We start from the raw sequence: 19,572 nt of genomic DNA on the forward strand, positions 1-19,572 counted from the left end.
ATGGGCACGGAAACTCTGGCGATCGGAAGTGGGCGCATGTTTCGTTACGCGTTTGGATCGCTGTTGGTACTGGCGGGCATGAGCTTGCTGGTTGCGCACGGGCTGGAGTGGCTTGATCTGGAGTCGAGGCTGTCACGAGCATTGCAAGGCGGTGCAATCTGCGCCCTCGGCACTGCGCTTGGGGCCGTCCCGGTGCTGGTGATCCGGCGCATGCCTCAGGCTTTGAGCGATACATTGCTGGGGTTTGGCGCCGGCGTGATGCTGGCAGCGACCGCGTTTTCGCTGATCGTGCCGGGCATCGCGGCTGCGGAAAGTCTCGGTATGGCCCCTTGGGCGGCGAGTGGTCTGATCTGTTTCGGCATCATGCTTGGCGCGTTCGGACTGTTCCTGGTTGATCGCAAAGTGTCCGGTTCATCAGCGCAGGATCTTATCGGCACTCAGGAATATCCGGCCATTGCGCCACGTATCTGGCTGTTCGTGTTTGCAATCATCGCCCATAACATTCCCGAAGGCATGGCGGTGGGCGTGTCTGCCGGTGGGGGCATGCCGGAAGCCGACAGCCTGGCGATGGGCATTGCCCTGCAGGATGTTCCGGAGGGTTTGGTGATCGCCCTGGTGTTGGCGGGGGCAGGGATGTCGCGCTTCAAGGCATTCCTGATCGGTGCCGCGTCAGGGTTGGTCGAGCCGGTATTCGCTGTGCTTTGCGCGTGGCTGGTGAGTCTGGCTGAACTGATGTTGCCGTTGGGCCTGGCGTTGGCAGCAGGGGCCATGTTGCTGGTGGTGACCCACGAAGTCATTCCTGAATCGCGTCGCAATGGTCACGACAAACTGGCCAGCCTGGGGTTGCTGGTCGGGTTTTGCTTGATGATGGTGATGGATACGGCGTTGGGTTGAAACAAGATCGCAGCCTTCAGCAGTTCATACCTGGATTGGTGTAGGAGCTGCCGAGGGCTGCGATCTTTTATGTCATTCGCCTTCGTCGAAGTAGTTGTTGATCAACGCCACCAACGCATCCATCGCTTCCTGTTCCTGCTCACCTTCCGTGCTCAGGTGGATCTTGGTGCCCTTGCCGGCTGCGAGCATCATCATGGCCATGATGCTTTTGCCATCGACCGTGGACTCCGGCGTGCGCCCGACCCGGATGGTGCAATCCTTGAATTGGCCGGCAACTCCGACAAATTTTGCAGACGCTCGGGCATGCAAGCCCAACTTATTGATGATTTCGATTTCCAGAGCAGGCATCGCGATGTGAATCCTTTAGCTGAGGTCGCGGTGGCGGACCTGGACGTTCTTCAGGGATTGCTGCAGGGCCTTGCCCAGCCGCTCGGTCAGATAGACAGAGCGGTGATGCCCGCCCGTGCAACCGATGGCAATGGTGACATAGGCGCGGTTGCTGGCAGCAAAGCGGGGCAGCCATTTGAGCAAATAAGTGGAGATGTCCTGGAACATCTCTTCAACATCCGGCTGTGCCGCCAGGTATTCGGCAACCGGCAAATCGAGGCCGGACTGCGCGCGCAACTCCGGCTTCCAGTAAGGGTTGGGCAGGCAGCGCACATCGAACACCAGATCGGCGTCTACCGGCATGCCACGCTTGAAGCCGAACGACTCCACCAGAAACGCTGTACCGGGTTCCGGCTGGTTCAGCAGGCGCAGCTTGATGCTGTCGCGCAGTTGATACAGGTTCAGATTGGTGGTGTCGAGTTTGAGATCGGCCAGGTCGGCGATGGGGTCGAGCAGGAGTTTTTCATCCTTGATCGCTTCGGCGAGCGAGCGATTGGCGTTACTCAACGGGTGACGACGACGGGTTTCCGAGAAGCGTTTGAGCAGGGTCTCGTCGTCGGCGTCCAGGTACAGGACATCGCACTGGATATGCCGATTGCGGACTTCCTCCAGCAATTCAGGGAAGCGCGACAGGTGACTTGGCAGGTTGCGGGCATCGATGGAGACCGCAACCAGCGGCTGCAGCAATTCGGTGTGAATCAGAGCGCGTTCGGCCAGTTCCGGCAGCAACCCGGCGGGCAGGTTGTCGATGCAGTAGTAGCCGTTGTCCTCAAGTACATCGAGGGCGGTACTTTTACCTGAGCCGGAGCGGCCGCTGACGATGATCAAGCGCATGGTTACGGCCTGTTTTGCTCGTCCAGGACAACCTGATACAAGGCTTCATTGCTCGGGGCGCCGCGCAGTTTGTCGCGTACGTCCTTGCGGTCGAGCATGCTGGCGATCTGGCGCAGCAACTCCAGGTGTGCATCGGTGGCGGCTTCCGGGACCAGCAGGACGAACAGCAGGTCGACCGGAGCACCATCGATAGCGTCGAAATCGATAGGGGCATCCAGGTGCATCAAGGCACTGATAGGCGAGGTACAACCCTTGAGCCGGCAATGTGGAATGGCGATGCCGTTGCCAAAACCCGTGGAGCCGAGTTTTTCACGGGACACCAAGGCCTCGAAGACATCTTGCATCTCCAGATCCGGCACTTCGCGATGGATGAGGTTGGCAATTTGTTCGAGCGCTTTCTTTTTACTGCCGCCCGGCACGTTCACCAGGGAACGGCCGGGGGTCAGGATGCTTTCAAGTCGGATCATGGGATGGGGGAGTTAACGACCGGTAGCGCCCTGTAGGAGGCTCTGGGTCTTTTCCTTATGCTTTTTGAGTTGTTTATCCAGCTTGTCGGTCAATGCGTCGATCGCCGCGTACATATCGGTATGTTCCGCGTTGGCGACGACTTCATTGCCGGGAATATGCAGCGTGGCTTCGATTTTCTGCTTCAGCTTTTCGACTGTCATCGTGACTTGCACGTTGGTGATCTTGTCAAAATGCCGCTCCAGTCGTTGGAGTTTTTCGCCGATGTAGGTGCGAAGAGGTTCGGTCACTTCCAGTTGGTGTCCACTGATGTTGACTTGCATACAGCTTCTCCTTCGTTGCCAGTGCATAAAGCGGCAGGCAGAAATACCTGCCACTGGAACGCTGTGGCGTGGCTCTACATCAACCGCTTGCGTTCGCTCGAAGGCGCGATCCCGAGGGATTCGCGGTACTTGGCGACGGTGCGGCGAGCCACCTGAATGCCTTGTGCCTCCAGTAAACCAGCGATCTTGCTGTCACTCAACGGCTTTTTCTGATTTTCAGCGGCAACCAGTTTTTTGATGATCGCGCGAATGGCCGTGGACGAGCATTCGCCGCCTTCGGAGGTGCTGACGTGACTGGAGAAAAAGTACTTCAGCTCATAGATGCCCCGAGGGGTGTGCATGAACTTCTGGGTGGTCACACGTGAGATCGTCGACTCGTGCATGCCGACCGCTTCCGCGATGTCATGCAGGACCAACGGCTTCATGGCTTCGTCGCCATATTCCAGGAAGCCGCGCTGGTGCTCGACAATCTGGGTGGCCACTTTCATCAGGGTTTCGTTGCGGCTTTGCAGGCTCTTGATGAACCAGCGGGCTTCCTGCAACTGATTGCGCATGAAGGTGTTGTCGGCACTGGTGTCGGCACGGCGCACAAAGCCGGCGTACTGGGCGTTGACTCGCAGGCGTGGCACCGACTCCTGATTGAGCTCCACCAGCCAGCGCTCGTTGTCCTTGCGCACGATCACGTCCGGGACTACGTACTCGGCTTCGGTAGACTCGATTTGCGAGCCCGGGCGCGGGTTGAGGCTCTGGACCAGTTCGATCACCTGGCGCAGTTCATCTTCCTTGAGCTTCATGCGGCGCATCAGCTGGCTGTAATCGCGGCTGCCAAGCAGATCGATGAAATCGGTCACAAGGCGCTTGGCCTCGGTCAGCCATGGGGTCTTGGCCGGCAACTGGCGCAGCTGCAGCAGCAGGCATTCGCCCAGGTTGCGAGCGCCGATGCCAGCGGGTTCGAATTGCTGGATGCGGTGCAGGACGGCTTCAATTTCGTCCAGTTCGATATCCAGTTCCGGATCGAAGGCTTCGAGGATTTCTTCGAGGGTTTCGTCGAGATAGCCCTGATTGTTGATGCAGTCGATCAGGGTGACGGCGATCAGGCGATCGGTGTCGGACATCGGCGCCAGGTTCAATTGCCACAGCAGATGGCTCTGCAGGCTTTCACCGGCCGATGTTCGGGTAGTGAAGTCCCATTCGTCGTCATCGTTGCTTGGCAGGCTGCTGGCGCTGGTCTGATAGACATCTTCCCAGGCGGTGTCGACGGGCAGTTCATTGGGAATGCGCTCGTTCCAGTCGCCTTCATCGAGGTTGTCGACCGTCGGCGTGCTTTCCTGGTAGGAGGGTTCCTGGATTTCCGTGTTTGGCTTCTGCTCGACGTTGTCGGCCATGGGGTCGGAGTTATCGAAGTCGTCGCCTTCTTCCTGGCGTTCGAGCATCGGGTTGGACTCAAGGGCCTCCTGGATTTCCTGTTGCAGGTCCAGGGTCGACAATTGAAGCAGGCGGATGGCCTGTTGCAGCTGCGGTGTCATCGTCAGCTGCTGGCCCATTCTCAAGACTAGCGATGGTTTCATGGCAGGGGCTTAACACCTTATTCCGGCGCGCATGCGCCATCCACTACAGGGCGCCGGAGCGCCAAACATAAGCAAATTATATGCCTGATATTGCAGTGTTTGCCTAGAGCGCTGTAACAATAAAAAAGTGTTGATTTTTTATCGAGACAAGCGCTCGGTCGACCAGCCTTGCACCTGGGTGCTTACAGGCGGAACTCATGGCCCAGGTACACTTCCTTGACCAGGTTGTTGGCCAGAATCGTCTCGGAGTCGCCTTCAGCGATCAACTGACCATCATTGACGATATAGGCGGTTTCGCAGATGTCCAGGGTCTCGCGGACGTTGTGGTCGGTGATCAGCACGCCAATGCCCTTGGCCTTGAGGTGGTGGATGATCTGCTTGATGTCGCCCACCGAAATCGGGTCCACGCCGGCGAAAGGTTCGTCGAGCAGGATGAATTTCGGGTTGGTGGCCAGTGCCCGGGCAATTTCCACACGACGGCGTTCACCGCCGGACAGGCTCATGCCGAGGTTGTCGCGGATGTGGCTGATGTGGAATTCCTGAAGCAGGCTCTCCAGCTCGCGACGGCGACCTGCCTTGTCGAGTTCCTTGCGGGTCTCCAGGATCGCCATGATGTTGTCGGCCACCGAGAGCTTGCGGAAGATCGATGCTTCCTGCGGCAGATAGCCGATCCCGGCTTTCGCGCGACCGTGCATGGGCTGGTGGCTGACGTCCAGGTCGTCGATCAGCACGCGACCCTGGTCGGCTCTTACCAGACCGACGATCATGTAGAAGCAAGTGGTCTTGCCGGCGCCGTTGGGGCCGAGCAGGCCGACGATCTGACCGCTGTCGATGGACAGGCTGACGTCACGCACGACCTGGCGGCTCTTGTAGCTCTTGGCCAGATGCTGAGCTTTCAGAGTTGCCATTATTGGGCCTTTTGCTCGTCGGCTTTCTTTTTCGGCTGGATCACCATGTCGATGCGTGGACGCGCTTCGGTAACCTTGCTTCCGGTGGCGCGACCGGCGCTCGCCAGCTTCTTGACGGTGTCGTAGACGATTTTCTCGCCCTGGGTGGTGTTGTTGTCCTTGTCGATCACTTTGGCGCGATCGATCAGCACGACACGATTTTGCTGGGCGTGGTACTGGATGGTCACACCCCAGCCCTGCACGGGCTTGGTGTCGCCAGCGGTCTGCAGTTGCTCGAAGTAGGCCAGGTTACCCACCGAGGTCACGACGTCGATGTCGCCATTGGGGGCGCGGGTCATGGTCACTTTATTGCCGGTAACCTTCATCGACCCCTGAGTGATGATGACATCGCCGGTGTAAGTGGCAATGCCATTCTTGTCGTCCAGTTGGGCATCGTCGGCCTGAATGCGGATTGGCTGCTGTTGGTCGTCCGGCAGAGCCCAGGCGCTCACGCTTCCCAGTGCTGCGCCCAGACTGAGCAAAATAGGGAGGGTTTTAACGAGCCTCATACTGTCCTCTTACGTTCGATAGCAGGTGTATCCTGCTTTCCTTCAAATACGCTTTCATGCCTACGCCGGTCGATACGCCGCCAGCGCCGTCGATTCTAACGGGTTGCTGGGTCTGCGCATATTGCTCCTGCGGGAACACTGTCATGCGAGTGGAGGTGATCAGCGTGTCGCGGTTCTTTTCATCGGTACGCTTGATGCGCACATTGTCGATCAGTTCAACCTCGGTGCCACCGGGGTTCACTTCGCCACGGTCGCTGGTCACGTGCCACGGGAAATCAGTGCCGCGGTACATGTTCAGGTCAGGCTTGGTCACCAGGGTGACATCGGTGGCCTTCACGTGGTCGGCCCTCTCGGACGTCATTTCGTACTGCACCCTGCCGTCTTCAAGGTATTGCAGGGTGTGAGTGTTGGTCGCGTACCAGTCGATCGGGCTTTCTGTGGTCTTGGCCGGTGGCTTGTCGAGGAAGCGTTCCGGGCTGATGTTCCAGTAGCCGACCGCGGCGAAAATCGCGGCGATGAAACTGAGCAGCAGTGTCTTACGAAGCTTTTTGCTAAACATGGTCTGGCTCACAGGTATGCGGCGTTTGCCGCATCGAGGCGGTCCTGGGCGCGCAGGATCAATTCGCAGAATTCGCGGGCGGCACCTTCGCCACCACGGGCCTGGGTCACGCCGTGAGCGTGTTCGCGCACGAAACTGGCGGCATTGGCTACAGCCATGCCCAGGCCCACGCGGCGAATCACTGGCAGGTCAGGCAGGTCGTCACCCAGATAGGCAACCTGTTCATAGCTTAGGTTGAGTTGGCCAAGAAGCTCGTCGAGGACCACCAGTTTGTCCTCGCGGCCTTGATAAAGGTGCGGAATACCGAGGTTCTTCGCTCGTCTTTCGACGACCGGGGTCTTGCGACCGCTGATGATGGCGGTCTGCACGCCGGCGGCCATCAGCATCTTGATGCCCTGGCCATCGAGGGTGTTGAACGTCTTGAATTCACTGCCGTCTTCAAGGAAGTACAGGCGGCCGTCGGTAAGAACGCCGTCGACGTCAAATACCGCCAGTTTGATTGCCTTGCCGCGTTGCAATAGCTCGGTGCTCATTTACATGACTCCTGCGCGCAGCAGATCGGAGAGGTTGAAGGCGCCGATCGGGCGATCTTCATCGTCTACAACGACCAGGGCGTTGATTCTGTGGTCTTCCATGATTTTCAGCGCTTCGGCGGCGAGCATCTCGGCGCGGGCGGTCTTGCCGTGGGCGGTCATGACCTGGTCGATGGTGACGCTGTGGATGTCGATGGGGCGGTCCAGGGTGCGGCGCAAATCGCCGTCGGTGAAGATCCCGGCCAGTTTGCCGTCGGCTTCGAGAATGACGGTCATGCCCAGGCCCTTGCGGGTCATTTCCATCAGCGCGTCCTTGAGCAGGGTGCCGCGTTGAACTTGCGGCAATTCCTCGCCGGCGTGCATCACGCTTTCCACTTTCAGCAGCAGGCGTCGACCCAGTGCGCCACCTGGATGGGAGAACGCGAAATCCTCGGCGGTGAACCCGCGTGCTTCCAGCAGTGCGACGGCCAGGGCGTCGCCCATGACCAGTGCGGCGGTCGTCGAGGAAGTGGGCGCCAGGTTCAGCGGGCAGGCTTCATGCACGACGTGGACGTTGAGGTTGACCTCGGCGGCCTTGGACAGCGGCGAATCGGGGTTGCCGGTCATGCTGATCAACTGGATGCCCAGGCGCTTGATCAGCGGCAGCAGGGTAATGATTTCGTTGGTGGAGCCGGAGTTCGACAGCGCGAGGATGACGTCGTCAGGGGTGATCATGCCCATGTCGCCATGACTGGCTTCAGCGGGGTGGACGAAAAATGCCGTAGTACCGGTACTGGCCAGGGTGGCAGCGATCTTTCTGCCGATATGCCCAGACTTGCCCATGCCGACCACGACCACGCGGCCTTTGCTGGCCAGAATCATCTCGCAGGCGCGTACGAAATCCGCGTCGATTTGCGGCATCAAGCCTTGTACGGCTTCCACTTCGAGGCGGATGGTGCGTTGGGCGGATTGAATCAGGTCGCTGGATTGGCTCATGTCAGAAATCGTTTAGCCTGATGAAAAGGCGGCGATTATAGCGGTTATGATCGAAACCCTCACGCAAGTTCGTCGTGCATTGTCATTCCCTGTCTAGCAAATCCCTCTAGATGAAGCCTTTTGCTCGTCAAGTTCAACGATATGGCGAGGTAATGACCTTGGGCGTGTGGCGTTTGCAGTGATATAGTTCGCCGCCAGTTCGGCCCGCCCGGAGGTATGTGCTTTCGTCAGAAAGTCAGGCGTCCGAGTGAGAGACTGCATCGCAAGGAGTTTAGATGAGTGCCGATAACGCCTACGCGGTCGAGCTGAAGGGAGTGTCCTTCAAGCGCGGTGCGCGCAGCATTTTCAATAACGTCGATATCCGTATTCCACGCGGCAAGGTCACCGGCATCATGGGACCTTCCGGCTGTGGCAAGACGACCCTCCTGCGGTTGATGGGCGCACAGTTGCGACCGAGCAAGGGCGAAGTCTGGGTCAACGGTCAGAACCTGCCGAAGCTTTCGCGCAGCGATCTGTTCGACGCTCGCAAGCACATGGGCGTGCTGTTTCAGAGCGGCGCCCTGTTCACCGATCTCGATGTGTTCGAGAACGTCGCCTTTCCGCTGCGCGTTCACACCGATCTGCCTGAAGAAATGATCCGCGACATTGTCCTGCTCAAATTGCAGGCCGTGGGTTTGCGTGGCGCCATCGAATTGATGCCCGATGAACTGTCCGGCGGCATGAAGCGTCGTGTCGCACTGGCGCGGGCCATCGCGCTGGATCCGCAGATTCTCATGTATGACGAGCCTTTTGTCGGTCAGGACCCGATCGCCATGGGCGTCCTGGTGCGCCTGATCCGCCTGCTCAACGATGCGCTGGGTATCACCAGCATCGTGGTTTCCCACGACCTGGCCGAGACCGCGAGCATCGCCGACTACATCTATGTGGTGGGCGACGGGCAGGTATTGGGGCAGGGCACACCTGAGGAACTGATGAACTCGGATGAACCCAAGATTCGTCAATTCATGACCGGCGAACCTGACGGTCCGGTTGCGTACCACTTTCCAGCGACGGATTACCGCGCAGATCTTCTGGGGAAGCGCCGCTGATGCGCAGAATTTCATTAATAGAACGCATACGCCGGTTCGGCCTGGCCGGGATCGACACCGTTTCGGTATTCGGCCGTTCGACGCTGTTCCTGTTTCACGCCTTGCTCGGTCGCGGCGGCATCGGCGGCGCTTTCGGCCTGCTGGTAAAACAGCTGCACTCCGTTGGTGTGATGTCGCTGGTAATCATTGTGGTCTCCGGGATATTCATTGGCATGGTGCTGGCGCTGCAGGGCTTCAACATTCTGTCCAGCTACGGCTCGGAACAGGCGGTCGGGCAGATGGTGGCGCTGACACTGTTGCGTGAATTGGGTCCGGTGGTGACGGCCTTGCTGTTCGCCGGACGTGCCGGGTCGGCATTGACCGCGGAAATCGGCAACATGAAATCCACCGAGCAATTGTCCAGCCTGGAAATGATCGGGGTTGACCCGCTCAAGTACATCATTGCCCCGCGCTTGTGGGCCGGCTTCATTTCCTTGCCGGTGCTGGCAATGATTTTCAGCGTGGTGGGCATCTGGGGTGGTTCGTGGGTGGCCGTCGACTGGCTGGGTGTCTATGAAGGCTCCTACTGGTCGAACATGCAGAACAGCGTGACCTTTGCCGACGATGTGCTCAACGGCATCATCAAAAGCATGGTGTTTGCCTTTGTCGTGACCTGGATTGCCGTATTCCAAGGCTATGACTGCGACCCCACTTCCGAGGGGATCAGTCGTGCCACTACCAAGACCGTGGTATATGCCTCCCTGGCTGTGCTCGGCCTGGACTTTATTTTGACCGCCTTGATGTTTGGAGATTTCTGATGCAAAACCGCACCCTGGAAATCGGTGTCGGCCTTTTCTTGCTGGCTGGCATCCTGGCTTTGCTTCTGCTGGCGCTACGCGTCAGTGGCTTGTCCCCGAGCCCGAGCACCGACACTTATAAACTCTATGCGTATTTCGACAATATCGCCGGTTTGACGGTCAGAGCCAAAGTGACCATGGCCGGTGTGACCATCGGCAAGGTCACGGCGATCGATCTGGATCGTGACAGCTTCACCGGTCGAGTGACCATGCAGCTGGAAAAGCGTGTAGATAATCTGCCGGCCGACTCCACTGCATCTATCCTGACCGCTGGACTGTTGGGTGAGAAGTACATCGGCATCAGCGTCGGCGGGGAAGAAGCCCTGCTCAAGGATGGCGGTACCATCCACGACACGCAGTCGTCGCTGGTGCTCGAAGACCTGATCGGCAAGTTCCTTCTCAATACCGTTAGCAAAGACGCCAAATGAGGAATTTTTAAATGATCTCTACCTTGCGACGTGGCCTGTGGGTATTGCTCGCGGCCTTGCCGTTGATGGCTAACGCCGTTGCGGCGCCTTCCGCGCACGATCTGGTGCAGGACACCACGAACCGTATGCTGGCCGATCTGACCGCCAACAAAGAGAAATACAAGCAGGATCCGAATGACTTCTATGCTGCGCTGAACAATATTGTCGGCCCGGTTGTGGATGCCGAAGGCATTTCCAAGAGCATCATGACGGTCAAGTACTCGCGCAAGGCGACACCTGCGCAGATGAAGACCTTTGAAGAGAACTTCAAAAAGGGCTTGTTCCAGTTCTACGGCAACGCCTTGCTCGAATACAACAACCAGGGCATCACCGTTGATCCTCCCAAGGACGAATCTGGCGATCGCACCAGCGTTGGCATGACGGTCAAGGGCAGCAGCGGCGCGATCTATCCGGTGTCCTACACCATGGAAAAGGTCAACGGCGAGTGGAAGCTGCGTAACGTCATCATCAACGGGATCAACATCGGCAAGCTGTTCCGTGACCAGTTCGCCGACGCGATGCAGCGTAATGGCAACGACCTGGACAAGACCATCAACGGTTGGGCTGGCGAGGTCGCAAAAGCCAAGGAAACCGCTGAAAAATCCCCTGAGAAAAGCACCCAATGAGCGAGTCGGCGGTCCTGATGGACAACGCCGGCGAGCTGCGGCTGAGTGGCGTACTGAACTATCGTACCGGCCCTGGCCTGCGCGAGCAGGGGCAGGCGTTGATCAAGGCGAGCAACGCTGCGGCACTGGTGGTTGATTGTTCCGGCGTGACGAAGTCCAGCAGCGTCGGGCTCTCGTTGTTGCTGTGTTTCATGCGTGATGCACAAGCGGCCGGTAAGGCGCTGACCATCCGCGGGATGCCGGAAGAAATGCGCGAAATCGCCGAAGTCAGTGAGCTGACCGAGCTGTTGTCGCATCCCTGAACCGCATCGACAAACAAGCCCCCCGTCAGAGTCCTGCTCCGCGGGGTTCGCAGGCGCGGGGCTTTTTTGTATGATGTCCGACCCGCGCGCACAGGGCGCCGATTGAGGTTGAGCATGCAGGCCGTAGAAGTGAAAAGCTTCCTTGAAGGAAAGCTGCCAGGAACGCAGGTGGAAGTTGAAGGCGAAGGCTGCAATTTCCAGCTGAACGTGATTAGCGATGAACTGGCGGCATTGAGCCCGGTCAAGCGTCAGCAGCAGATCTATGCCCATTTGAACCCATGGATCACCGATGGCAGCATCCATGCGGTCACTATGAAATTTTTCAGCAGCGCGGCCTGGGCCGAGCGCACCTGAGCCCAAGGGCGTCGAGATTCTTATGGATAAATTGATTATTACTGGTGGAGCTCGCCTTGATGGCGAGATCCGCATCTCCGGGGCAAAGAACTCTGCCCTGCCGATCCTGGCCGCCACGCTGCTGTGCGATGGGCCGGTGACCGTTGCCAACCTGCCGCACCTGCACGACATCACCACCATGATCGAGCTGTTCGGTCGCATGGGCATCGAGCCTGTGATCGACGAGAAACTGGCCGTCGAAATCGACCCGCGCACCATCAAGACCCTGGTCGCTCCGTACGAACTGGTGAAAACCATGCGTGCGTCGATCCTGGTGCTGGGGCCGATGGTTGCCCGTTTCGGCGAAGCCGAAGTGGCACTGCCTGGCGGTTGCGCCATCGGTTCGCGTCCGGTTGACCTGCACATCCGTGGCCTGGAAGCCATGGGCGCGGTCATCGACGTCGAAGGTGGCTACATCAAGGCCAAGGCCCCTGAAGGCGGCCTGCGCGGTGCGCACTTCTTCTTCGATACCGTCAGTGTGACCGGTACCGAAAACATCATGATGGCTGCTGCGCTGGCCAAGGGTCGCAGCGTCCTGGCAAACGCCGCGCGCGAGCCTGAAGTGGTCGACCTGGCGAACTTCCTGAACGCCATGGGCGCCAAGGTTTCCGGCGCTGGCACCGACACCATCACCATCGATGGCGTCGAGCGTCTGCACACCACCACCTTCAAAGTGATGCCTGACCGTATCGAAACCGGCACCTACCTGGTCGCCGCCGCCGTGACCGGCGGCCGCGTGAAGGTCAAGGACACTGATCCGACCATCCTCGAAGCGGTTCTGGAAAAGCTTCGGGAAGCCGGCGCTGAAATCACCTGCGGCGAAGACTGGATCGAGCTGAACATGCACGGCAAGCGGGCCAAGGCCGTCAACGTGCGGACCGCACCGTACCCGGCGTTCCCGACCGACATGCAGGCTCAGTTCATCTCCCTCAACGCCATTGCCGAAGGCACTGGTGCTGTGATCGAGACGATCTTCGAAAACCGTTTCATGCACGTTTACGAACTGCACCGCATGGGCGCCAAGATCCAGGTCGAAGGCAACACTGCCATCGTCACCGGTACCGAAAAGCTCAAGGGCGCGCCCGTCATGGCCACCGACCTGCGTGCTTCGGCCAGCCTGGTGATTTCGGCGCTGGTCGCCGAAGGCGATACCCTGATCGACCGCATCTACCACATTGACCGTGGTTACGAGTGCATCGAAGAGAAACTACAAATGCTGGGCGCCAAGATCCGTCGCGTTCCGGGCTAGTCGTTGCAGATGGGGCACAGGGACGTGCCCATTGGTTTTCAAGTCGAGCCGGTTTCCGGCTCGATGCGTGTCCGGCGCCGATTGCGACCGGGCATAAGATTCCTGATTAAGGGCTGACGTTTCCCATGCTGACTATCGCACTGTCCAAGGGCCGCATCCTTGACGACACCCTGCCGCTTCTGGCTGAAGCGGGCATCGTGCCGACCGAGAATCCGGACAAGAGCCGCAAGCTGATCATCCCCACGACCCAGGAAGATGTACGCCTGTTGATCGTGCGTGCCACCGACGTGCCGACCTATGTCGAGCATGGCGCCGCCGACCTGGGTGTCGCCGGCAAGGACGTGCTGATGGAATTTGGTGGCCAGGGCCTGTACGAGCCACTGGACCTGCAAATTGCCAAATGCAAGCTGATGACCGCCGGCAAGGTCGGCGCGGTCGAGCCCAAGGGCCGTCTGCGTATCGCCACCAAATTCGTCAACGTTGCCAAGCGTTACTACGCCGAACAGGGTCGTCAGGTCGACATCATCAAGCTGTACGGCTCGATGGAACTGGCACCGCTGATCGGCCTGGCCGACAAGATCATCGACGTGGTCGACACCGGTAACACGCTGCGGGCCAACGGCCTGGAGCCACAGGATTTCATTGCGGCCATCAGCTCCCGGCTGATCGTCAACAAAGCTTCGATGAAAATGCAGCACGCCCGTATCCAGGCGTTGATCGACACCCTGCGCAAGGCAGTGGAGTCTCGACACCGCGGCTGATTTACCTGCGCGACGTGAAGTCGCGCCGTCTATCCGCCTCATAGCCAGAATTCTCAGGTGCCCAAGCGGATCGGATGTTAGCTTCGGGCGCCTGAGTTTTTTGCCAATCCTATGAGGCTCTCGCTATGACCGCACCGACTGCAATTCGCCGACTCAACGCTGCTGACCCGGATTTCGCGCATCATCTGGATCATCTGCTGAGCTGGGAAAGTGTGTCTGACGACTCGGTCAATCAGCGCGTGCTGGACATCATCAAGGCTGTGCGCGAGCGTGGCGATGCGGCGCTGGTGGACTACACCCGCCAGTTCGACGGGCTGGACGTCGCGTCCATGTCCGACTTGATCCTGCCTCGTGAGCGTCTGGAATTGGCCCTGACCCGGATCACCGTCGCTCAGCGCGAAGCCCTGGAAAAAGCCGCGGCCCGTGTGCGCAGCTACCACGAAAAGCAGAAACAGGATTCCTGGAGCTACACCGAAGCCGACGGCACCGTACTGGGCCAGAAGGTCACTCCGCTGGATCGCGCCGGTCTGTACGTGCCGGGCGGCAAGGCGTCGTACCCGTCGTCGGTACTGATGAACGCGATTCCGGCCAAGGTTGCCGGCGTGACCGAAGTGGTAATGGTGGTGCCAACCCCGCGCGGTGAAGTCAATGAACTGGTACTGGCCGCCGCCTGCATCGCCGGCGTCGACCGTGTGTTCACCATCGGTGGCGCACAGGCCGTGGCCGCACTGGCCTACGGTACCGAAAGCGTTCCGCAGGTCGACAAGGTGGTCGGCCCGGGCAACATCTATGTCGCCACTGCCAAGCGACACGTATTTGGCCAGGTCGGTATCGACATGATCGCCGGTCCCTCGGAAATCCTGGTGGTGTGCGACGGCCAGACCGATCCGGACTGGATCGCCATGGACCTGTTCTCCCAGGCCGAGCACGATGAAGACGCGCAAGCCATTCTGGTCAGCCCGGACGCCGCCTTCCTCGACAAGGTCGCTGCCAGCATCGCCAAGCTGCTGCCGACCATGGATCGCGCCACCATCATCGAAACCTCGATCAACGGCCGTGGTGCGCTGATCCAGGTACGTGACATGCAGCAGGCCATCGAAGTCGCCAACCGCATTGCGCCTGAGCACCTGGAACTGTCGGTCGCCGATCCGCACGCCTGGTTGCCGCAGATTCGCCACGCCGGCGCGATTTTCATGGGGCGCCACACCTCCGAAGCCCTGGGCGACTACTGTGCAGGCCCCAACCACGTGTTGCCGACCTCCGGCACTGCACGGTTCTCTTCGCCGCTGGGTGTGTACGACTTCCAGAAGCGCTCCTCGATCATCTTCTGCTCCGAGCAGGGCGCGTCGGAACTGGGCAAGACCGCCTCGGTTCTGGCCCGTGGCGAATCGCTGAGTGCCCACGCGCGCAGCGCCGAATACCGCATTCTTGATAAAGACTTTGTAAAAGGGCAGGGGAACTGAGCATGAGTAAATTCTGGAGCCCTTTCGTCAAGAACCTGGTGCCGTACGTGCCGGGCGAGCAGCCGAAATTGGCGAAACTGGTGAAGCTCAACACCAACGAAAACCCATACGGCCCGTCGCCCAAGGCGTTGGCTGCGATGCAGAGCGAACTGAATGACAACCTGCGCCTGTACCCGGACCCGAACAGTGATCTGCTGAAGAACGCCGTCGCCGACTATTACGGCGTGAAGAGCAATCAGGTGTTCCTCGGCAACGGTTCCGATGAAGTCCTGGCGCATGTTTTCCACGGCTTGCTGCAACACGACAAGCCGCTGCTGTTCCCGGATATCAGCTACAGCTTCTATCCGGTGTACGCCGGCTTGTACGGCATCAAGTTCGATGCCGTGCCGTTGGACGAGCAGTTCCAGATCAATCCGGCGGACTACGCCAAGCCCAACGGCGGGATCATTTTCCCCAACCCGAACGCACCGACTGGCTGCCTGCTGGCGCTGGAAGCGGTCGAGCAGATCCTCAAGGCCAGCCCCGATTCGGTGGTCGTGGTGGACGAGGCATACATCGACTTCGGCGGGGAAACGGCGATCAGCCTGGTGGATCGTTACCCGAACCTGCTGGTGACCCAGACCCTGTCCAAATCCCGTTCCCTGGCCGGTCTGCGGGTTGGCCTGGCGGTGGGGCATCCGGACCTGATCGAGGCGCTGGAGCGGATCAAGAACAGCTTCAACTCCTACCCGCTGGATCGCATGGCGAATGTCGGGGCCGCGGCGGCGTTCGAGGACCGCGAGTACTTCGACAAGACCTGCCGGTTGGTGATCGAACATCGCGAATGGGTGACTGCACAGTTGCAGGCCAAAGGCTTCGAAGTGCTGCCGTCGGCGGCGAACTTCATCTTCGCCCGTCATCCGCAGCACGATGCGGCGGGGATCGCGGCGAAGTTGCGTGAGCAGGGTGTGATCGTCCGGCACTTCAAGCAGGAGCGCATTGCGCAGTTCCTGCGGATTTCGATTGGTACGCCAGAGCAGAACCAGGCACTGATCGACGGCCTCGACGACCTCTAACCCCCCCGACCCTGTAGGAGCGAGCCTGCTCGCGATAGCGGTGTGACATTCAACATGAATACCGAATGTCACGCCCTCATCGCGAGCAAGCTCGCTCCCACAGTTTTTTGCATCCGGCCCGACAGGGCCGCGCTTATTCCTCTTCTTTTTCCTTCACCGGCGCAGGCGGCGGACGCAAGCCGATTTCCGCCGTGAGCTTGAGCTCCTTGCCATTGCGCATCACCTCAATCGTGACCTTGTCGGTCGGTTTGATCCGCGCAACCTGGTTCATCGAGCGGCGGCCATCTCCAGCCGGCTCGCCATCGATGGTGAGGATCACGTCACCCAGTTGCAGACCCGCCTTTTGCGCAGGGCCATCGCGGAAAATCCCCGCGACCACGATGCCCGGGCGACCCGACAGGCCGAACGATTCCGCCAGCTCCTGAGTCAGCGGCTGCACCTCAATGCCCAGCCAGCCACGAATCACTTGGCCGTGTTCGATGATGGACTTCATCACTTCCATGGCTAGCTTGACCGGGATAGCGAAACCGATGCCCTGGGAACCGCCGGACTTGGAGAAGATCGCCGTGTTGATGCCGGTCAGGTTGCCGATGGCATCCACCAGCGCGCCGCCGGAGTTGCCGGGGTTGATCGCGGCGTCGGTCTGGATGAAGTCTTCGTAGTTGTTCAGGCCCAGCTGGTTGCGGCCGGTGGCGCTGATGATGCCCATGGTCACGGTCTGGCCGACGCCGAAGGGGTTGCCGATGGCCAACGCAACGTCGCCGATGCGGATGTTGTCGGAACGCCCGACCGTGATTGCGGGAAGGTTCTTCAAGTCGATCTTCAGCACCGCCAGATCGGTTTCCGGGTCGCTGCCGATCACCCGGGCCAGGGTTTCACGGCCGTCCTTGAGGGCCACCACGATCTGGTCGGCGCCGCTGGTCACATGGTTGTTGGTCAGGATGTAGCCTTCCGGACTCATGATCACGCCGGAACCCAGGCTCGATTCCATGCGTTTCTGCTTGGGCGAGTTGTCGCCGAAGAATCGACGGAACTGCGGATCTTCGAACAGGGGATGGTTGGGTTTGCTGATGACTTTGGTGGTGTACAGGTTCACCACCGACGGCGCGGCGGTGGTCACCGCGTCGGCATAGGACACCGGGCCTTGTTGCATGCTGGTGGTTTGCGGGGCTTGTTGCAGATTGACGTCGAGGCTTGGAAGCCCGACCCACTGCGGGTAACGCTGGATGATTAACAGAGCGACAAGCACGCCGGCCAACAACGGCCAGCCGGAAAAACGCAGCGCCTTGAGCATTAAGCACGTCCTGAGAGGTTGCAGGCGGTTGGGGACCGCCCATAATGTCGCGCATTATACGAGGCCGCGCGCGCCTCTGAACGGGATATTTAGGAGTCTTTTATGGCCGTCGCCCTGAGCACACTCGTCGAAGAAGCCGACCGTTACCTCAACAGCGCAAGGATCGCCGATTACTGCCCCAACGGCCTGCAGGTCGAAGGCCGGCCGCAAGTGATGCGCATTGTCAGTGGCGTCACCGCCAGCCAGGCGTTGCTCGATGCCGCCGTGAAGGCCAACGCCGATCTGGTACTGGTGCACCATGGTTATTTCTGGAAGGGTGAAAACCCCTGTATCACCGGTATGAAGCAGCGTCGTCTGAAAACCCTGCTCAAGCACGACATCAGCTTGCTGGCCTACCACCTGCCGCTGGATCTGCATCCGGAGGTCGGCAACAACGTGCAGCTTGCCCGGCAATTGGACATCACCGTCGAAGGGCCGCTGGATCCCGACAACCTGAAGGTCGTCGGTCTGGTGGGATCGCTGAGCGAGCCGGCCACACCCCGGGATTTCGCTCGCCGCGTGCAGGAAGTCTTGGGACGCGAGCCGTTGGTCATCGAGGGCAGCGCAATGATTCGTCGCGTCGGCTGGTGCACTGGCGGCGGCCAAGGTTACATCGATCAGGCCGTCCTGGCGGGCGTCGATCTGTACCTCAGTGGCGAAGCCTCCGAGCAAACCTTCCACAGTGCCAGGGAAAACGACATCAGCTTCATCGCCGCCGGTCACCATGCCACCGAGCGCTATGGCGTTCAGGCGCTGGGTGATTACCTGGCGCGACGCTTTGCCCTTGAGCACATCTTCATCGATTGCCCGAATCCGATCTGACGGGTGAGCGCGATCCCCTGTAGGAGCGAGCCTGCTCGCGATGAACCTGAGAGCACCGCGGGGTGCCAGGCTCCCAGCGTTATCGTTGACGACCATCGCGAGCAGGCTCGCTCCTGCAGAGGCACGTTTCGCCCAAACAGGGTGGCATATTCATATGCTCTTTCGATCTAGCCAGCGCCCTGATTAGAAGCAGGCCGCTGTGCTAGGATCCCCGCTCGAACACGGCCCGCTGGCCGTTCATAAGAAAGTTTTCGTGAGTAGCCATGGTCGACAAACTGACGCATCTGAAACAGCTGGAGGCGGAAAGCATCCACATCATCCGCGAGGTGGCCGCCGAGTTTGATAACCCGGTGATGCTGTACTCCATCGGTAAAGACTCCGCCGTGATGCTGCACCTGGCACGCAAGGCGTTCTTCCCCGGCAAGCTGCCGTTTCCGGTGATGCACGTCGACACCCGCTGGAAATTCCAGGAGATGTACAAGTTCCGCGACAAGATGGTTGCGGACCTGGGCCTGGACCTGATCACCCATATCAATCCGGACGGCGTGGCGCAGAACATCAACCCGTTCACCCACGGCAGTGCCAAGCACACCGACATCATGAAGACCGAGGGCCTGAAGCAGGCACTGGACAAGCATGGTTTCGATGCCGCCTTCGGTGGTGCGCGCCGCGATGAAGAGAAATCCCGCGCCAAGGAGCGCGTGTACTCGTTCCGCGACAGCAAGCACCGCTGGGATCCGAAAAACCAGCGTCCCGAGCTGTGGAACGTCTACAACGGCAAGGTCAACAAGGGCGAATCCATCCGCGTATTCCCGTTGTCGAACTGGACCGAGCTGGACATCTGGCAGTACATCTATCTCGAAGGCATCCCGATCGTGCCGCTGTACTTCGCCGCCGAGCGTGAAGTCATCGAGAAGAACGGCACCCTGATCATGATCGACGACGAGCGCATCCTCGAGCACCTGAGCGATGAAGACAAAGCCCGCATCGTCAAAAAGAAAGTGCGTTTCCGTACCCTTGGCTGCTACCCGTTGACGGGCGCGGTGGAGTCCGAGGCCGAAAGCCTCACGGACATCATTCAGGAAATGCTCCTGACGCGAACTTCCGAGCGCCAGGGCCGTGTCATCGACCACGATGGCGCAGGCTCGATGGAAGACAAAAAACGTCAAGGTTATTTCTAAGG

General features: G+C 59.6%; 24 protein-coding genes. 13 read left to right on the forward strand and 11 right to left on the reverse strand.

All coding sequences use genetic code 11. The features are described from left to right. Entirely contained in the window at positions 1-894 is an 894-nt protein-coding gene (locus tag DKY63_RS23905) for a ZIP family metal transporter (protein WP_110966359.1), read from the forward strand. A 72-nt stretch (positions 895-966) separates the two neighbouring features. On the opposite strand, the gene DKY63_RS23910 is transcribed toward DKY63_RS23905, so the two are convergent. The 10 genes from DKY63_RS23910 to DKY63_RS23955 all read right to left on the reverse strand — a co-directional run bounded on the left by DKY63_RS23910 (position 967) and on the right by DKY63_RS23955 (position 7,994). Continuing rightward, entirely contained in the window at positions 967-1,242 is a 276-nt protein-coding gene (locus tag DKY63_RS23910) for an HPr family phosphocarrier protein (protein ID WP_008018720.1), read from the reverse strand. Positions 1,243-1,257: 15 nt separating this feature from the next. Then, positions 1,258-2,115, reverse strand: a complete 858-nt coding sequence (gene rapZ, locus DKY63_RS23915; protein ID WP_110966360.1) for an RNase adapter RapZ — start codon at positions 2,113-2,115, stop codon at positions 1,258-1,260. Between the two features lie 2 nt (positions 2,116-2,117). Further along, positions 2,118-2,582 (reverse strand): PTS IIA-like nitrogen regulatory protein PtsN, encoded by a 465-nt coding sequence (gene ptsN, locus DKY63_RS23920; RefSeq protein WP_110966361.1) that lies wholly within the window; start codon positions 2,580-2,582, stop codon positions 2,118-2,120. Positions 2,583-2,594: 12 nt separating this feature from the next. Then, positions 2,595-2,903, reverse strand: coding sequence for a ribosome hibernation-promoting factor, HPF/YfiA family (gene hpf, locus DKY63_RS23925; RefSeq protein WP_047537716.1), 309 nt, complete (start codon positions 2,901-2,903; stop codon positions 2,595-2,597). A gap of 74 nt (positions 2,904-2,977) precedes the next feature. Next, entirely contained in the window at positions 2,978-4,471 is a 1,494-nt protein-coding gene (locus tag DKY63_RS23930; RefSeq protein WP_110966362.1) for an RNA polymerase factor sigma-54, read from the reverse strand. Positions 4,472-4,653: 182 nt separating this feature from the next. Beyond that, positions 4,654-5,379 (reverse strand): LPS export ABC transporter ATP-binding protein, encoded by a 726-nt coding sequence (lptB, locus tag DKY63_RS23935; RefSeq protein ID WP_110966363.1) that lies wholly within the window; start codon positions 5,377-5,379, stop codon positions 4,654-4,656. Next, positions 5,379-5,927, reverse strand: coding sequence for a lipopolysaccharide transport periplasmic protein LptA (gene lptA, locus DKY63_RS23940; RefSeq protein ID WP_110966364.1), 549 nt, complete (start codon positions 5,925-5,927; stop codon positions 5,379-5,381). Before lptA ends, lptB begins: the two co-directional genes overlap by 1 nt. Continuing rightward, positions 5,914-6,486 carry an LPS export ABC transporter periplasmic protein LptC gene (lptC, locus tag DKY63_RS23945; RefSeq protein WP_110967970.1) on the reverse strand — a complete coding sequence of 191 codons (573 nt, stop codon included), beginning with the start codon at positions 6,484-6,486 and terminating at the stop codon, positions 5,914-5,916. The genes lptA and lptC overlap by 14 nt, the downstream gene beginning before the upstream one ends. Before the next feature lie 8 nt (positions 6,487-6,494). Next, positions 6,495-7,019, reverse strand: a complete 525-nt coding sequence (locus tag DKY63_RS23950) for a KdsC family phosphatase (RefSeq protein WP_110966365.1) — start codon at positions 7,017-7,019, stop codon at positions 6,495-6,497. Further along, entirely contained in the window at positions 7,020-7,994 is a 975-nt protein-coding gene (locus DKY63_RS23955) for a KpsF/GutQ family sugar-phosphate isomerase (protein ID WP_110966366.1), read from the reverse strand. It abuts the gene before it with no gap. 275 nt (positions 7,995-8,269) lie between these two features. Here DKY63_RS23955 and DKY63_RS23960 point away from each other — a divergent pair, with 275 nt between their 5' ends. The 10 genes from DKY63_RS23960 to hisC all read left to right on the forward strand — a co-directional run bounded on the left by DKY63_RS23960 (position 8,270) and on the right by hisC (position 16,234). After that, positions 8,270-9,082, forward strand: coding sequence for an ATP-binding cassette domain-containing protein (locus DKY63_RS23960; RefSeq protein ID WP_110966367.1), 813 nt, complete (start codon positions 8,270-8,272; stop codon positions 9,080-9,082). After that, complete coding sequence (mlaE, locus tag DKY63_RS23965) at positions 9,082-9,879, forward strand: lipid asymmetry maintenance ABC transporter permease subunit MlaE (protein WP_110966368.1); 798 nt, start codon at positions 9,082-9,084, stop codon at positions 9,877-9,879. Before DKY63_RS23960 ends, mlaE begins: the two co-directional genes overlap by 1 nt. Continuing rightward, positions 9,879-10,346, forward strand: coding sequence for an outer membrane lipid asymmetry maintenance protein MlaD (gene mlaD, locus DKY63_RS23970; protein ID WP_046026814.1), 468 nt, complete (start codon positions 9,879-9,881; stop codon positions 10,344-10,346). The genes mlaE and mlaD overlap by 1 nt, the downstream gene beginning before the upstream one ends. 11 nt (positions 10,347-10,357) lie before the next feature. Beyond that, on the forward strand, positions 10,358-11,011 hold the full coding sequence (locus tag DKY63_RS23975; protein WP_110966369.1) for an MlaC/ttg2D family ABC transporter substrate-binding protein: 654 nt from the start codon (positions 10,358-10,360) through the stop codon (positions 11,009-11,011). Next, positions 11,008-11,313: an STAS domain-containing protein gene (locus DKY63_RS23980; protein WP_110966370.1), complete on the forward strand. Its 306-nt coding sequence runs from the start codon at positions 11,008-11,010 to the stop codon at positions 11,311-11,313. Before DKY63_RS23975 ends, DKY63_RS23980 begins: the two co-directional genes overlap by 4 nt. Positions 11,314-11,427: 114 nt before the next feature. Further along, positions 11,428-11,667 (forward strand): BolA family protein, encoded by a 240-nt coding sequence (locus DKY63_RS23985; RefSeq protein ID WP_046052891.1) that lies wholly within the window; start codon positions 11,428-11,430, stop codon positions 11,665-11,667. Positions 11,668-11,689: 22 nt separating this feature from the next. Continuing rightward, the gene (gene murA / locus DKY63_RS23990) at positions 11,690-12,955 is read left to right on the forward strand and encodes a UDP-N-acetylglucosamine 1-carboxyvinyltransferase (RefSeq protein WP_110966371.1); all 1,266 of its coding nucleotides are present in this window, start codon (positions 11,690-11,692) and stop codon (positions 12,953-12,955) included. A gap of 125 nt (positions 12,956-13,080) precedes the next feature. Further along, positions 13,081-13,716: an ATP phosphoribosyltransferase gene (hisG, locus tag DKY63_RS23995; protein WP_110966372.1), complete on the forward strand. Its 636-nt coding sequence runs from the start codon at positions 13,081-13,083 to the stop codon at positions 13,714-13,716. Positions 13,717-13,841: 125 nt separating this feature from the next. Next, positions 13,842-15,179 carry a histidinol dehydrogenase gene (gene hisD, locus DKY63_RS24000; protein ID WP_110966373.1) on the forward strand — a complete coding sequence of 446 codons (1,338 nt, stop codon included), beginning with the start codon at positions 13,842-13,844 and terminating at the stop codon, positions 15,177-15,179. A 2-nt stretch (positions 15,180-15,181) separates the two neighbouring features. Beyond that, positions 15,182-16,234 carry a histidinol-phosphate transaminase gene (gene hisC / locus DKY63_RS24005; protein WP_110966374.1) on the forward strand — a complete coding sequence of 351 codons (1,053 nt, stop codon included), beginning with the start codon at positions 15,182-15,184 and terminating at the stop codon, positions 16,232-16,234. Between the two features lie 133 nt (positions 16,235-16,367). On the opposite strand, the gene algW is transcribed toward hisC, so the two are convergent. After that, positions 16,368-17,528 (reverse strand): Do family serine endopeptidase AlgW, encoded by a 1,161-nt coding sequence (gene algW, locus DKY63_RS24010; RefSeq protein ID WP_110966375.1) that lies wholly within the window; start codon positions 17,526-17,528, stop codon positions 16,368-16,370. Between the two features lie 102 nt (positions 17,529-17,630). Here algW and DKY63_RS24015 point away from each other — a divergent pair, with 102 nt between their 5' ends. Both DKY63_RS24015 and cysD read left to right on the forward strand, forming a co-directional pair. Further along, complete coding sequence (locus DKY63_RS24015) at positions 17,631-18,389, forward strand: Nif3-like dinuclear metal center hexameric protein (RefSeq protein ID WP_110966376.1); 759 nt, start codon at positions 17,631-17,633, stop codon at positions 18,387-18,389. 263 nt (positions 18,390-18,652) lie between these two features. After that, positions 18,653-19,570 (forward strand): sulfate adenylyltransferase subunit CysD, encoded by a 918-nt coding sequence (gene cysD, locus DKY63_RS24020; RefSeq protein WP_077045300.1) that lies wholly within the window; start codon positions 18,653-18,655, stop codon positions 19,568-19,570. The last annotated feature ends 2 nt before the right edge of the window (positions 19,571-19,572 follow it).

Source organism: Pseudomonas putida, from assembly GCF_003228315.1.
GTDB classification, from domain to species: domain Bacteria; phylum Pseudomonadota; class Gammaproteobacteria; order Pseudomonadales; family Pseudomonadaceae; genus Aquipseudomonas; species Aquipseudomonas putida_S.

What these genes read in the sequence shown, in the direction of transcription:
- DKY63_RS23985 (WP_046052891.1), top strand. Translation starts at nt 11,428, where the DNA reads ATGCAGGCCGTAGAAGTGAAAAGCTTCCTTGAAGGAAAGCTGCCAGGA.
- rapZ (WP_110966360.1), bottom strand. Translation starts at nt 2,115, where the DNA reads ATGCGCTTGATCATCGTCAGCGGCCGCTCCGGCTCAGGTAAAAGTACC.
- hpf (WP_047537716.1), bottom strand. Translation starts at nt 2,903, where the DNA reads ATGCAAGTCAACATCAGTGGACACCAACTGGAAGTGACCGAACCTCTT.
- lptB (WP_110966363.1), bottom strand. Translation starts at nt 5,379, where the DNA reads ATGGCAACTCTGAAAGCTCAGCATCTGGCCAAGAGCTACAAGAGCCGC.
- DKY63_RS23905 (WP_110966359.1), top strand. Translation starts at nt 1, where the DNA reads ATGGGCACGGAAACTCTGGCGATCGGAAGTGGGCGCATGTTTCGTTAC.
- DKY63_RS23975 (WP_110966369.1), top strand. Translation starts at nt 10,358, where the DNA reads ATGATCTCTACCTTGCGACGTGGCCTGTGGGTATTGCTCGCGGCCTTG.
- DKY63_RS24015 (WP_110966376.1), top strand. Translation starts at nt 17,631, where the DNA reads ATGGCCGTCGCCCTGAGCACACTCGTCGAAGAAGCCGACCGTTACCTC.
- hisD (WP_110966373.1), top strand. Translation starts at nt 13,842, where the DNA reads ATGACCGCACCGACTGCAATTCGCCGACTCAACGCTGCTGACCCGGAT.
- mlaD (WP_046026814.1), top strand. Translation starts at nt 9,879, where the DNA reads ATGCAAAACCGCACCCTGGAAATCGGTGTCGGCCTTTTCTTGCTGGCT.
- mlaE (WP_110966368.1), top strand. Translation starts at nt 9,082, where the DNA reads ATGCGCAGAATTTCATTAATAGAACGCATACGCCGGTTCGGCCTGGCC.
- hisC (WP_110966374.1), top strand. Translation starts at nt 15,182, where the DNA reads ATGAGTAAATTCTGGAGCCCTTTCGTCAAGAACCTGGTGCCGTACGTG.
- lptC (WP_110967970.1), bottom strand. Translation starts at nt 6,486, where the DNA reads ATGTTTAGCAAAAAGCTTCGTAAGACACTGCTGCTCAGTTTCATCGCC.
- lptA (WP_110966364.1), bottom strand. Translation starts at nt 5,927, where the DNA reads ATGAGGCTCGTTAAAACCCTCCCTATTTTGCTCAGTCTGGGCGCAGCA.
- DKY63_RS23950 (WP_110966365.1), bottom strand. Translation starts at nt 7,019, where the DNA reads ATGAGCACCGAGCTATTGCAACGCGGCAAGGCAATCAAACTGGCGGTA.
- hisG (WP_110966372.1), top strand. Translation starts at nt 13,081, where the DNA reads ATGCTGACTATCGCACTGTCCAAGGGCCGCATCCTTGACGACACCCTG.
- cysD (WP_077045300.1), top strand. Translation starts at nt 18,653, where the DNA reads ATGGTCGACAAACTGACGCATCTGAAACAGCTGGAGGCGGAAAGCATC.
- algW (WP_110966375.1), bottom strand. Translation starts at nt 17,528, where the DNA reads ATGCTCAAGGCGCTGCGTTTTTCCGGCTGGCCGTTGTTGGCCGGCGTG.
- DKY63_RS23960 (WP_110966367.1), top strand. Translation starts at nt 8,270, where the DNA reads ATGAGTGCCGATAACGCCTACGCGGTCGAGCTGAAGGGAGTGTCCTTC.
- DKY63_RS23910 (WP_008018720.1), bottom strand. Translation starts at nt 1,242, where the DNA reads ATGCCTGCTCTGGAAATCGAAATCATCAATAAGTTGGGCTTGCATGCC.
- ptsN (WP_110966361.1), bottom strand. Translation starts at nt 2,582, where the DNA reads ATGATCCGACTTGAAAGCATCCTGACCCCCGGCCGTTCCCTGGTGAAC.
- murA (WP_110966371.1), top strand. Translation starts at nt 11,690, where the DNA reads ATGGATAAATTGATTATTACTGGTGGAGCTCGCCTTGATGGCGAGATC.
- DKY63_RS23980 (WP_110966370.1), top strand. Translation starts at nt 11,008, where the DNA reads ATGAGCGAGTCGGCGGTCCTGATGGACAACGCCGGCGAGCTGCGGCTG.
- DKY63_RS23930 (WP_110966362.1), bottom strand. Translation starts at nt 4,471, where the DNA reads ATGAAACCATCGCTAGTCTTGAGAATGGGCCAGCAGCTGACGATGACA.
- DKY63_RS23955 (WP_110966366.1), bottom strand. Translation starts at nt 7,994, where the DNA reads ATGAGCCAATCCAGCGACCTGATTCAATCCGCCCAACGCACCATCCGC.